We start from the raw sequence: 15,405 nt of genomic DNA on the forward strand, positions 1-15,405 counted from the left end.
CATTTTCCCCTTTTCTATGATACCCTAACAGTGGCATTAGCCATAGCGGCATGTGAACGGGGTATTCAAGTCTTATGTGCCGACTACATTGAAGGGGGATTTTTCTATGCATAATTTATGGAAAGATCAGGATCGCAAGGTCCATTTCAAGATGTACAAGTCAGGCAAACATTGGGTGTTTGCCGGGCTGGCAGTTGTTGGACTGGGTATGGGGTTGGGCATTTCTGGGGGAAATGTTCTTGCTGATACCCATGTAGATGGAAGTGTTCCACAAACAGATCATGAAGATACAGCACAAATGATTATCACTGATAAACAACCTGGCGAACCAGATGGTACTAATCCAAAAGGACAAGTCAATCTCCCTGCGTCAGACGACGAGAGTCATTCTCAATCAGCAAAAGTTGAAATCAATCCATCTCTGTCGACTGATAATACTGATGAGAAGTCCGCAGCAGATGTGGCTGTTGTAAATACTCCAAAAGTGGCAGATCATACTACGACTGCTCAAAATACCATTAATAAGGATAAAAAAACTGATAATAATACCCACGTAAGTAAAACAAAACCAAACGAATCAGATAATCAGTCAGCATCGGCACCTATTGAAAAATTGTCAGATACCAATCCACAAACCAAACCAAATTCTGATACCAAGCAGAGCCTGAAGGCTAAAACAGCTTCAAACCATTCAGTTGAGGCGGACGCAGCCATCAGCTCTTCAGAAAGCAAGACTGCAGCAGATCATGAAACGAACTCCAATGAGTCCAATACAGTTATTGTTAAGCCGGAGAATTTTAAGGATTACTTTCAAGTAAACAGTCATGCGACTTGGAATGGGAATATGTTGACACTGACAACCGGTCATCACCAATCTGGAAATGCAACTCTGAAAACAAAAATTGATATGCAAAATAGTTTTCAGCTAAAAGGCAGTGTGATGCTTGGCGACGGAAATTATCCAAGTACTGAATGGGCTGATGGCATCTCATTCGGATTTCATAGTGGTGATGTCAATGCTCATGGCGGAGCTGGTGCTGACATGGGAATGGGCGGATTGCCTGATGGATTTGGATTTAAATTAGACACATATTCAAACACAGATCCAGACCATGAGGACCCTGAACGATTTATTTATATTCCTTATTTTGGTGGCCTACAGGAAACACAAGCTTTCGGGGCATTTGCTTACAATAACAACAAGCCAGGGAATCCGTCTGAAACATATAATCCCAGCAAATTGTCAGATCCTGACGCTCCTAAAGCATTAGCAGCTGGCGCTGACGACAGCTTAAAGCCAAAACATTTTTACCCTGTTGAAATTGATTATGATGGTAAAACCCACGATATGACAGCTATCTTTGATAATGATGTGGCACACCGCAAAATTACTTGGCACCACAATGTGTCACACTGGTCAGAAAACAAAAAGGCGTTGTCTTTTTTCATTGCAGCATCCACAGGACAAAGAGGTGGTCTTCAACAGTTTAAATTTGATAGTTTTCAATACACCGTTCCCAGTGTTGTCAATGTAAAATTTACGGACGAGGATGGCAGAACGATTCCAAACGCCCCTCAACCGCTAACAATCTACGGCAAACCAGGCCAAAAGGTTGATTTAACTGGGGTTACTGCCGATATTCAAAAGATTGAAAGGAATGGTCAATACTATTTCGATCGGGTCAAAAAAGAAGGAATAGGTGACTTTGATGTAAACAAGAATCTCTTGACAATGTCTAAGCAGACGCAAGATATTAATTACTATTTTGCAAAAAGTCAGGCAAAAATTAATGCTAATGATTTTACAATTTATGCCGGTCAGCCATGGACCTCAGATTTGAAAAATGTTACGGCGGTTGCAAAAAATGGTCAAGCAATTGATCCAAGTGATCTTGTGGTGATTCCTGAGGGCGACAGCCAAACACCAGGAACTTACAACGTTACCTACAGGTTGAATCAGCAGTGCTATCATAATGGACCTGTCCAATCGGTAACGAAGACTGTTAAGGCAACTGTTATAGAGAACAAATCAAAGATTGAGGTTAAAGATGCTTCATATTCTGTTGGTGATAAATTTGATCCAGCTAAGAGCCTTGTTTCTGCCGTTGATGGACAAGGAAAATCAGTTTCGTTAGATAGTGGGGAACTCACAAGTCAAGTTTCAGATGCAGATGGTCATTCAGTTGCTCAAGATGCTGTCACGGCGCATTCTGGAGATTACTACCTTCAATTTTCTTATAAGAATGGTCAGCAGGTCCTCTCCAAATCCAAACGTTCCAAGATTACAGTTATCCAGCCAAACAACATCACTGTTGATTTGATTGCACCGAATAACGACCAGGTAAGGTCAATTTTGCCTAAAGACCATCAGACCGGCGATCAAATTGACGTAGCCCCTTCCAGCAAATATTTAGCCAGTATCATACCGACTGGCTATCATTATGCGAAGGCCGATGAGTTACAGACTGACGAAACTCAGCCAACAGTCAATCCGGTGTATTCCGGAAAGGAACAAACGGTTAAAGTTTACGTCGTAGGGGACACTGTGGATAAAAACGCTGCTAATGCTTTGACAGTTCATCATTATCTTAAAGACTCTGCAGATGTCAAAGTTGCCCCTGATAGTTCGATTGGCGGCCGGATTGGTCAGAAGGTTGTGGCTACATTAAAGGATGCCGCCCATGCAGCTGAAGGCTATACCTTGGTGCCCAATCAAAAAGACCAGACAGCGACCTTGAAATTAAACCAAGGAAGCCAAGTGAAATTTTACTATACAGCAGATCCTCAGGATAATATCAAAGTCAATGTCCTTAATGCAGCAAACGTCGATATTGTAAAAGTGACAAAGCCGGAAGGACATCATACTGGAGATGTGTTGGATGTTTCTCCAAATAGTTCATTTTTGGATGTTGCTAAAGAACGTGGCTATCACTACGCGACCGGTGATGAACTGAATGGACATATCCAACCGCTGGGCAACCCAACTTATTCTGCAAAGCCTCAGGAAGTTAACATCTACGTTGTCGGGAACACCATCACTGATAAGATGGATAACTCACTTTTAATTCATTATTTTAAAGACAATACGACCACTGCCATAAAGCCAGAGCGAAGAGTTGGTGGCATTGTTGGGTCAACTGTCACTTTGAAACTTAATGATAAAGAGCAACAAGTTCCCGGTTATGAATTGGTATCGCCTGATAAGGACGTTGAATGGACACTAAATAATTCTAATGGACAGGTGCAAAACTTCTATTATAAGCCTAGTGAACAAAAGAATATTGCTGTTCATTTTATGAATGTCCAAACAGATAAACCTGTTGGAAGTCCTGTTGATCCGCTTGGCCATACCAATGAAACGTTAAATCTCAGTGAAACCAGCAACCAAATTCATGTTCCAGAAGGCTATCATTGGGCAACTAAAGAAGAGTTGGACAAATATCAAAGGCAACAGACTCAGGAAATGAAATGGGGAACTCAAAAGCAGAATGCCAATGTTTATGTAACTGGAAATCCAATTGATGCTAATTCGAAGAATGCTTTGACAGTTAATTACTATCTTCAAGATGATCATAGCCTAAAGACCAAAACGGCTATCAGAAATGCTGATAAGATTGGTGGAAACGTTGGCGATCAGGTAACGGTTGATCCGCAAAGTAAGGACAATCACATCGATGGATATACTGCCGTTGGAAAAGAAAAAATCACCCGCACATTGGGAACCTCCCCAACCGATCCGGTAAATCTTTATTACACTGCCAATAGCCTTAATAACATTACTGTTAAAGTGGTTGATGTTAATGGTAATCCTGATACCTTTGTTACAACGGAGACCCCAGCTGGTAAAACGGGACAGAAACTTGACTTAGCACACAATGTCAATATTCCTGATGGCTATCATTTAGCAACAAACGATGAGTTGAAGCAACATAACGCTACCCAACCAAATAATCCAACATACAAGGCAGATTCACAGCAAACAACTGTATATGTGGCTGGAGATGACGTAACAGATGCCGTGACGGTTCATTACTATTTGCAGGATGAACAAGGAAAGCCAACTATGACTGAAGTCGCAAAAGACACATCAATCAATAGTAAAGTCGGTCAAACCGTTACTGTTGACCCTGAACATCAATCTCCAAAAATTGATGGCTTCACAATTGTGCCTAATCAAAAGAAACAGTTAATAACCACCAAATATAAAATTCACAGTGTCGTCCCTGTCTACTATACGGGGAATGTCTCTTCCAACATTAACGTTCACTTCATCAATAGTAATACAGGTGAAACTGTTCAGACTGAGCATCCTCAAGGACATACTGGTGGGGTGTTGAATTTGAATGATGATTCGAGGGTTCCTATTCCAAATGGTTATCATCGAACGGATCCAAATGCAGCGGGCAATAAACAAAGCCAGAATCCAACTTATACAACTAAGGAAAAAGATGTTCAGGTATATATCACTGGAAATCCAATTAGTTCACATGATAAGAATGCCCTGGTAATCAATCATTACCTGGTGGATGATATGGGCCAAAAAACGACTGATTCTTTTCACACGTTGCCTAAGATTGTCGGTGGTCAAGTCGGTCAATCCATTACGATTGACCCTCAAGCACCTGAAAATCAAATTCCGGGGTATACAGCCATTGACCAAGCCAAGATTACTCGAAAGCTGGCCGCTCATCCAGTTGATCCGGTGAACTTGTATTATAAAGCTGATACGCTTCACAACATTACCATCGAAGAATATGATGACTTTGGGAATCCTGGCAAATACGTTACAACCGCTGTTCCAACCGGTAAAACGGGTCAGAAATTAGATTTAGCTGATAATCAAAATCTTCACATTCCGAATGGCTATCACCTTGCAACTTCTGATGAGTTGAAGGCTAACAAGGTTAGTCAACCAGCTGATCCAACCTATAGTCCAACTTCACAAACTGTCCGAGTATACATTGCCGGGAATATCGTCAAGAATGCTATGACGGTTCATCACTATTTACGAGATGAACAAGGTAAGCTAACTACAAAGATGATAGCAGATGATACACATTTACGTGGTCGAGTGGGTCAAACACTCACGTTTAAACCATCTTCCGAGCCCCAGAAGTTCCCTGGCTACACAATTGTGTCAGGTCAGCCTGAAAAGTCGGAGCCTGTTAACCCTGAAACTCCTGGTGAAACGGCTATTTACTATACTGGAAACCTCAATCAGACGATTAGTGTTCACTTCATTGACAAGCAAACCAAAAAGACAGTCACAGTTGAAGTTCCCGAAGGCCATACAGGGAGTGTATTGGATTTAACTAACCCTGATAAGGTCAAAATTCCCGATGGGTATCATCGAGTAGAACAAATCACTCAGAACCCAACGTACAGCACTGACAAGCAAGATGTGAACGTGTATGTTGCAGGTAATGAGGCTAAAGATTCCGTTACTGTTCACTATTATCTTCAAGATGAACAGGGCAGACCAACGACAATAAAGATTGCTGACGACAGCCAAATTGGAACTCAAGTTGGGCAAACTGTAACTTTTGACCCGAATAAGAATCCCAAGAAAATCGATGGTTACACACTTGTCTCGAAGCAAACTCAAAAAGTTGTTGAAATTCAGCCAAATATGCATCAAGAAATTCCTGTTTACTATACTGGCGACAAGAATAATAAGATCACTGTTCACTTTGTTGATCCCAAAAATAATGGAACAACTTTTCCAACAGAAAAGCCTGAAGGTCACACCGGTAGTGTCTTGAATTTGGATGATAACAATCAGATTAAAATTCCTGCCGGGTATCACCGACTAAATCCAGCTGATATTCCTAATAGCAAAAATCGACCTGCCAACCCGACCTATTCAACGAAAGATCAAAATGTGGATGTTTATATCACTGGAGATCCAGTTGATTCCAATGATGTGAATGCACTGATCATCAATCATTACCTCCAAGATGGAAAAGGCCAGCAAACAAAACACGTAGTTGGACCATCAAAAAGGGTAGGTGGTCAGGTTGGTGAAGTGATTACCATTGATCCTCAGAATTCTGATAATCAGATTGCAGGATATACCGCAGTCGGTAAATCCCCTATCAGCAGAACATTGGGTGTAAAAGCTGGTAGTCCAATCGACTTGTATTACACTGCCAATGCTGCTAATAACATTACCGTTCATGAATTTACTGTTAATGGGAATCATGTTGCTCTAATTAACACCGCAACGCCAAACGGAAAGACCGGGGAAACACTTAAACTGGATGATAACTCTAATTTAACAATTCCGGTTGGGTACCATATCGCAACGCCTGATGAATTGAAGGATGCAAAAGTTAGCCAACCGACCGATCTAACATATAAGGCCAGTCCTCAAACGGTAAGTGTCTATGTTGCTGGTAACCAAGTGGACAAAGCCGTTATGGTTCATTCTTATTTGCAGGATGAAACAGGTAAGAAAACAAAAACAAAGGTTGCGCACGATCAATTTCTTCACGGTCGTGTCGGCCAGGATGTGCCTGTCGATCCAGCCAAGTATCCTCAAAAAATTGACGGGTATACGATTGTTCCTAACCAGCCGGTCAACTCGTTGACAATCCCAGCGACAGGAAAAGAAGAAGCAGCTATTTACTATACTGGTGACAAGAACACCAATGTAGTTGTTCATTTTATCGATAGCAATACTGGAAAGTCGGTTACGGTTGAAACTCCGCAAGGCCATACTGGATCCAGCTTGGATTTGAACGATAATGCCAAAGTTAAGGTTCCGGAAGGCTATCACCGTGTTGATAAAGGTAACCAATCACAAAATAAGAATCTGAAATTCACTAATACCAAGCAGGATGTAAATGTTTATGTTGCTGGTAATGTTATTAAAGATGCTGTTACCACTCAGTACTATCTTCAAGATGAGAATGGTAAGCCGACAGATAGTCCAATCGCACCTGAAAAACCCCATAGTGGAACAGTTGGCCAAGACATAACGATTCATCCAGCTGTGATAGATGGGTATACGATTTCCCCTAATCAGGGCAAAATGGTATTTGACGTTACCCCTGGCATGCACAAAGTGGTTCCAATTTATTACACAGGGAACAAAAACAATATGATTAGTGTCCACTTTATTGATCCCAACGATCAGAACCACACTGTTCAGATTGAAAAGCCTGCTGGCCATACTGGTAGTGTCTTGAATTTGAATGACAATACGATTATCCATATTCCGGACGGGTATCACCGTGTTGATACAGCGGATATTCCAGGCAAAAAGCAAAGCGAAAACCCAAGATTCAGTATGAAAGAACAAAACGTTGACGTTTATGTGACAGGAAACCCAATTGATCAGAATTCCAAGAACGCTTTGATCGTGAACCACTATCTTGAAGATGAAAGCGGGAAGCCAACAACCAAATCAATTGGAAAACCGCTTCGAATTGGTGGTCGAGTTGGAGCAAAAATTATTGTTGATCCTCAGGACAAACAGAATGAAATTCCTGGTTATACAGTCGTTAAAGCACAGCCAATAACCAAGTATTTGACCAATCATCCAATTGATCCGGTTAGTTTGTACTACACCGCAAACGAGGTCCACAACATTACGATCAATGAATATGATGTGAATGGTGATTCTGATAAACCGATTCAAATAAGTGTACCAACAGGTAAGACGGGAACTCAGCTCGATTTGAATGATGTCAATAATCTCAAGATTCCGGAAGGGTATCACAAGGCAACTGCAACGGAATTGAAGGGCCATCAACAGCCAACCGATCCAACGTACACTGCAAGTCCACAAGACGTTAAAGTGTATGTTGTTGGAAATCGTGTTAAAAATGCAGTTACCGTACATTATTACTTGATGGATGAGACTGGAAAAGCCACAACCATTCCTGTGTCAAAGGATCAGACAAGTGATGGCCAGGTTGGCCAAAAAATAACAGTTGATCCATCTGACCAGCCTCAACAAATCGACGGCTATACACTTTTGCCAAATCAGCCAAAGCATCAATGGCTGGTAACACCAACTACTCAGGAAAAAACAACGATTTATTATACTGGGGATGTAAATTCGCACGTTGTTGTTCACTATGTTGATGCAAATACAGGTAAGACAATCTCAGTTGATCGACCTCAAGGCCACACTGGTGGAGCCCTTAACTTAGATGATAATTCCAAGATTGTTATCCCAGATGGTTACCACATATCTGATCAGCAAGAATTGTTGAATGGCGAAAAGCAGCCAACCAACCCAACTTATACGGCCAAAGATCAAAACGTTGATGTCTTTATTACAGGGGATGTCATTGAACCAAATGATGGTAATGCAGTGACGGTCCATCATTACCTATCTGGGACCTCCAATCCGATCATTCCGGATACCAAAGTCGGCGGAAGGGTCGGACAAGTTGTTCAGATTGATCCTCAAGCTGACAATAATCAGATTACCGGTTATACGTCAGACGCCGACCAATTCGTACAAAGACGAACTTTGGGAACAGCCCCTGTTGCCGATGCGACTATCTATTACACGCCCAATGATGAGCAAAATATTACCATTAAGTATGTTGATGGAAACACGGGTAAAGTTGTTGGGACAGCTACACCAAAGGGGCACTTCGGTGGTCAAATTGATATTGATAATCCTTCTGTTGCCAAGATCCCAGATGGATACCATCGTGCAGCAACAAATGAACTCCCTAAGGGAAAGCAGCAGCCTAAAGGAAACCTAACATTTACGGACAAAGATCAGGATGTTGTTGTTTATGTATTTGGAAACTACTCTGGCAATAACGGCGGATATGGTGGATCAGACGTTGTCACACCAACGCCAACCACCAAGCCCGAGCAGTCTAAAGCTTCACAGCCTGCTAATCCAGTTGTTAAAGTGCCTGTCTCAAATGATAGTGTTCCAAGAAATCGAAGAAGCACTATCAAGAAGGGCGAAGTCGTCTACTCCTTGAAGAAGATTTATCTTTACAAGAATAAGACCTTCTCCAAGAAGCAACGAATTGCTGGCTATGTCAAAAAGCCACGTGTTTATCGACCGATGTTCGTTGTCATCGGACATAGCTATTCCAAGAATGGGCTAATGAGATACAAGGTTCGAGATGTTAACCATTTGACTAAGAACCGGCATTTAGTTGGATATATTACTGCAAATGCGGAATACGTTCGACCAGTCTATTATCAAGGTACCCATCGAACAATTACCGTCATCAATCCACTTGGAGTAAACAGCTATAAGCATAAAGACTTATCTGGCAAGACTAGAAAGTACAAGCAAGGGACAGTTCTTCACGTTGCTAAAGTGGTTCATCATCATTTGACAACTCGATATGTGCTGACAAATGGTCGATATGTGACTGCCAACCGCAAGTTAGTGATCACTGGTAACAAGAAGATGCCAAGAACCATTCGGGTTAAGAAGACGATTAACCGATACAAGAATGTCAACTTTACTCACAGAAATAAGAAACACATTCAAAGAGGAACCAAACTTAGAGTTTTGGGTTACGATTATTCCCATGCAAACAGTGTTTCAAGACATGGTACATTAAGATACCGGGTCACAGGTGGTTACGTAACCGGAAATTCAAAATTCGTTAAAATTTATCGTTAGACTAACTTGTCTTTAAACAGCAAAAAGAACCGACTTCATTGTCGGTTCTTTTTTGGTGGGGTCATAAAATGGTTAATTCTGAGACTCGGCTACTTTAATGATTTCTTCGACTCTTTGGAGGATGGCATCATCTTTATTTTCATCTCGGTTCACGAGGTAAAAGTCACGAATGAAGTTGGTTCCAAGCTTTTCAGCCGGAACGTTCTCCGGAATATCTTGGTCAGATAGTAGTGCCTGGCCAACACCTTGGGAAACGATTCGTCTGATTAGCCCACTATTATTAACGTGAATGATCTTTTTCGGTTGAATATCAGCTTCCCGAAAATACTGATCGGTATAATATCCGACCCCTGATCCTGGTTCACGGGTAATCCAAGTTCCAGTGTTAATTCCAGCTTTGACTAGTTGGTCTTTTCCAATGGATTTTCGATTGATATTTTCGGTCACTAACGGTTTTTCAATTATGCCGACATCGATTTTATAACCTTCAAGTTGGTTCAAAACCCCTTCAGAGTTGGAAACTTCAACATCATAGGATAGCTCTGGAAAGTCGGACTTCAGTTGTTTGGCAATTTTTGAAAATAGAATTCTTGAGACGGTTTGGGAGATGCCAAAGCGAATGTGCTGGGTCTCATCGGCTTCAGCGTTCATAATTTCAGTGTTCACATCATGCCAGCTGTCCAATATTTTCGCTGCTCGATGATAGAGAATGTCGGCTGACTTGGTTGGCATAATCTCTCGTCGGCTTCGTCGTTCAAACAATTCCGTATGTAATTGAGATTCCAACTGTTTAATTTGATTTGAAACGGTTGGTTGGGTAATAAACAGTTGTTGAGCTGCCAAAGAAAAGCTTCTGGTTTTGTACACCACCATGAATGTTTCGAGAAATTTAAACATGCTCAGGGCTCCTTATAAATATGATTTATAATAAATATAAAATATATCAATTTTATTTATTCTACCATACACGCTATAATTAAGCTCATCTAAGAGAGGAGAGGACCGCATGAAGTTATTTTTGAAAAAGTTACCTTTACCAATTTGTGGATTAATACTTGGAATTGCCTCACTGGGGAATTTATTTAAAGCTATCAACTTCCCAATTATTGGTAACGCCGTTGGAATTTTGGCATTAGTATTAATTTTGCTAGTGATTGCAAAGATTGGTGTTCATTTCAAATTAAGCATGAACGATTTAAATGATCCAATCATTGCTTCAGTTGCGCCAACCTTTACGATGTCACTCATGATTATCAGTACTTTCTTGAAATCATGGGGAATTCCGGTAGTCGCAGTGGCAGTTTGGACATTCGCCGTTATTTTGCAATTCATTATCATGGGATACTTTATCTATCGTCATTTATTACGTCCAACTGTTGAACTTGATCATGTTTATCCAAGTTGGTTTGTAACTTTTGTTGGTATCGGAGTGATTCCGGTAACCGCCAATAACTTTATTCCAGCACTTGGGACACCGATCCTTTGGTTGTCACTGGGATTATATGCCATCCTATTACCAATCGTCTGCATCCGATTATTAAGACGTGAATTTATGTTTGAAGCAACTTTGCCATTGCTCACAATCATGGCTGCACCGGCTTCACTTTGCTTAACGGGTTATTTGACCATGAATACCAACCCATCTTGGGCATTTTCGTTGGTCATGGTTTTGCTGGCCCAAGGGTTATACTGGGGAACGCTTACCAAGATCGTTAAATACATCCGCCTATCATTCTACCCAAGCTTTGGTGCCTTTACTTTCCCGTTGGTCATTTCCGCAACCGCATTGAATCTGTTTAACAACAGTTTCCATTTAGCTAACGGATTTAATTCAATCATTGGTGCAATCGCAAATCTGGAAATTACCCTCGCAACTTTTATGGTTGTTTTCGTTGTTATCAAATACGGTCAATTTCTTGTTGGACTCATGAACCAATCACTTCAAGCAAAGAAAGAACATATTTCAGCAGATGAAACAATTACCAAATAAAATTAACTTTTAAGCCATTCGTAAAGGAGTGGCTTTTTTTATTTTCCTCGATAATTATAATCAATATAACCATTCCGTTTTAATTATAAAATTACCTATAAAATATCAAAATATCAATTATTATGCGTAATTATGCAAAAACAAGGTCTCGACATTGTAACGATTCTTAGGTAAGTTTCCGTTTAATTATGATAAAAATCCTTATTTAACGGCAAAGTGGAGATTCTAAATCGCTAACTAATAGTTATTAGCATAAAGTGGTTTGCGATTATTATATACAAATGTTATAATCGCTTAGTAATTGTACGGGATTCTTTCAGAGCCTTGTTTAGGCATTTTTAGATTGGAGTGGTTGTATGAGTGAAAGTTTTGCGAAACAAAATTCAACTAAGATTTGGAAATGGATCGGGGTTCTATTATTCCTATTTTCGATCTTTGTTGGATTGGGAATGAAAGCTCAACCTGTTCATGCAGCGGATATAACCAGCAGTGTTTCCGGGACAGGTGCTGGCGATGCACTTTATAATAACGAGCCAATTAATAAAGTTGATTTTGCCGACTGGGACAAATATGGCACCTACAAGCTTACATATAATTATACAATTGCCTCAGGAACGACTGTAAATCCAGGCGACACTGCCCAGGTTACTTTACCTAGTGGTACGACATTCTCTCAAGATCTTAGCTTTCCCATCAAGGCAACGGATGGTACTGTTATAGGGACATTTTCTGCCAAGTCAGGATCAACGTTTGGCCATATTACATTCAATGATTATTACAGTAAGTATAATAACGATATGAAAGGAACCATCAACATAAATGTCAGTGGTTCCAAAACTCATGGCTCAAAATCGAGCGATTACATTGGCAAAAACGGTTGGGCTTGGAATGGCGATTTCTTTGGGAAAACGTATGGACTAGACGAAAACGGCCGATACCAATATGCCGAATGGGATACAAAAATTAATCCTAATAAAAAATCCATTGTTGATGCCGTCATTACCGATGAACTCCAGGACACCACAAAGCAGAAAATATTGATTGATCCTGATACAAACAAGCCTGTCTTGAGATTAACGGATGAAAGTGGTAAAGAAATTCCATCATCGGAATATTCAATCACATACACACCATCTGATCAGCCTACCAAAATACAAATAAAGTGGAATGGCACTTTAGATAAGTCTGTTAACCTATTGTACTTAGTAAAAGTTACAGACCCAACATACGTTAATTCTGGTGATGCTACCACCCTTAATAACGATATTAATATTACAGGAACTACAAAAGATGATGGAAGTGGTGGCGGAGGCAAAAATATTAATGTGAATGGTAAATCCACAGGAACTCTCACGCTTGGTGGTGATGGAAGTGGGGGTGGATCTGACTTCAGTATTAATGTTAAAAAATTATGGAAGAATGTTCCCAACGAAGATGCTCTACCAAAACAAATTCAAGCAGTATTGTATAATAACGGCACAAAAACCGACAAAGTATTGACGCTTAACAAATCAAACAATTGGCAAGGAACCTTCGATAATCTTTTTAAAACTGACGCTAAAGGTGATCCAATTACTTACACTGTGGCGGAAGTAGCAGTTCCTGAAGGTTACATTGGGACAACGGCACCACAAAAAGTGGATTCAACGACGAATACTGCCACTTTAACAAACACATACAATGCCACCTCACTCAAAGTCAACAAAGTGTGGAAAGGAATTCCAGATGGTGTTGATAAACCTAGCAGCGTGTCCGTGAGCTTATTAGCAAATGGAGAAGCGACTGGGAAAACTCTGACATTAAATTCGGGCAATAATTGGTCGGATGAATTTACAGGTTTACCAAAAACTGATGATTCTGGTAAAACCATTATCTATACCGTCAAAGAAGCCACAGTGGATGGATATACTTCCGCTCAGACCACTAAGGATGGATCAGTTACTTTAACCAACACTTATATTCCAAAGAAAACTAGCATTAAGGTTCACAAGGAATGGACAGGTATCCCTGACGGAAAAGATAAAGACCGCAGCGTTATCGCTGTACTTTATAAGAATGGTAAGGAAACCGACCAAACGTTGACTTTAGATAAGAATAATAACTGGACCGGAACGTTCGGAAACTTGCCGGTAACTGATGAAAATGGTGGCAAAATTACCTATACCGTCGAAGAAAAGGCGGTTCCCAAGGGTTATACCACAAGCACTCCTGGTCCACGGGCTGTTAAGGATGGCAAGGTAACATTGGTTAACAAATATACCCCTGGTAAGACATCGATCAATGTTCACAAGAAATGGACAGGAGTTCCAAGTGGTGTTACAACACCAAAAGTTACGGTTACCTTGTTCAAGAATGGTAACGCAACCGACCAAAAATTGACTCTGGACAGTCAGAACAATTATTCAGGCAAGTTTGATAATTTACCGATAACCGATGACAATGGTAAAACGATTACTTACACCGTTGAGGAAACAGCAGTAGATGGTTATAAGGCCGATCAAAAGGGCCAAGTAGCTGTCAAAGACGGTGTGGTTACCTTAACGAATGAATATATTCCAAAGCAGACCAAGATTACCGTCAAAAAGCTATGGAAAGGTGTTCCTTCGGATAGTGATAAACGTAGTATCACCGCCGTCCTTTATGCCAACGGTGTCCGAACCGACAAGACCGTCGAATTGAATGCCAATAATAACTGGACTGCAGAGTTTACCAATCTGCCTGTGACAGATAAGAATGGTAAGACAATTACGTACACTGTTGCAGAAAAATCTGTTCCGGATGGCTTTACAACGACAACCAGCGGATTACAGCCGGTGAAGAATGGCGTCGTTACCTTGGTGAACGAATATGTTCCTCACAAGACTTCCGTCACTGTCAACAAGGTTTGGCATGGTGTTCCTAACGGTGTTGACACACCTCAGATTGTTGTAACGTTATTTGCCAATGGAAAGTCAACCGGCAAGACGTTGACCCTGGATAGTCAAAACGGCTATTTGGGAATATTCGACAATTTACCAACAACTGACAGTGATGGTAACGCCATTACCTACACAGTTGAAGACAATGGCTATACATCCACAACGACTGGTCAGAGAGCTGTTATCAATGGCGCGGTGACGTTTGTGAATGTGTTTGTTCCGAAGGACACGTCAATCAAAGTTGTTAAGCAATGGTCAGGTGTTCCATCTGGCACTGTACCGCCAAGCATCATCGCCAGATTGTATGCGAACGGTAAAGCAACTGACAAGACCGTGACGCTGGATGCAAGTAACCACTATTCAGCATCCTTTGATAACCTGCCGGAAACAGATGCGGATGGTAAGACAATCGTCTATACAGTTTCCGAAATCAAAGTGCCAAGTGGCTATACATCAAATACTGTTGGTCCGCAGCCGGTCAAAGATGGCGTTGTGACATTGAAGAATCAACGCACTCCGGTAACTCCGGATAATCCAAAGAATCCTAAGACGCCAAAGACACCAACGACGCCTGGAAAACCGGACAAAATTTCAAGTTCACAAACCCCTTCGAAGGTTACAACCAAATCAAGCAACGGTCACCACAAGAAGAATACCAAGACACCAACACCTGTAAATGCACAAAAAGAAAAGCTTCCACAAACAGGTGACAAAGCTAAGCAAGAAATTGCGTTAACTGTTGTCGGTATTGTAATGGGTGCACTGTTAATTGCTTGGAGATTTGTTGGAATCGACAGAAAAACAAAGTAAATTAACGAATTGATCACAATTAAAAGACGATTTTAGTAACCGTGAACGGCTGCCAAAATCGCCTTTTTATT

At 40.9% G+C, this 15,405-nt stretch carries 4 protein-coding genes; 3 read left to right on the forward strand and 1 reads right to left on the reverse strand.

Annotated features, from left to right (window positions below; genetic code table 11):
• Window positions 1-106: 106 nt before the first annotated feature.
• Window positions 107-9,616, forward strand: a complete 9,510-nt coding sequence (locus LKE01_RS05170) for a lectin-like domain-containing protein (protein WP_056981047.1) — start codon at window positions 107-109, stop codon at window positions 9,614-9,616.
• A gap of 72 nt (window positions 9,617-9,688) precedes the next feature.
• On the opposite strand, the gene LKE01_RS05175 is transcribed toward LKE01_RS05170, so the two are convergent.
• Window positions 9,689-10,513, reverse strand: coding sequence for a LysR family transcriptional regulator (locus LKE01_RS05175; protein WP_054769079.1), 825 nt, complete (start codon window positions 10,511-10,513; stop codon window positions 9,689-9,691).
• Between the two features lie 109 nt (window positions 10,514-10,622).
• On the opposite strand from LKE01_RS05175, the gene LKE01_RS05180 reads away from it, so the two are divergent.
• Window positions 10,623-11,606 carry a TDT family transporter gene (locus tag LKE01_RS05180; protein WP_056981045.1) on the forward strand — a complete coding sequence of 328 codons (984 nt, stop codon included), beginning with the start codon at window positions 10,623-10,625 and terminating at the stop codon, window positions 11,604-11,606.
• A gap of 356 nt (window positions 11,607-11,962) precedes the next feature.
• Window positions 11,963-15,334 (forward strand): Cna B-type domain-containing protein, encoded by a 3,372-nt coding sequence (locus LKE01_RS05185; RefSeq protein WP_056981044.1) that lies wholly within the window; start codon window positions 11,963-11,965, stop codon window positions 15,332-15,334.
• The last annotated feature ends 71 nt before the right edge of the window (window positions 15,335-15,405 follow it).

It is taken from the genome of Lentilactobacillus kefiri (assembly GCF_007989105.1).
Classification (GTDB): Bacteria; Bacillota; Bacilli; order Lactobacillales; family Lactobacillaceae; genus Lentilactobacillus; species Lentilactobacillus kefiri.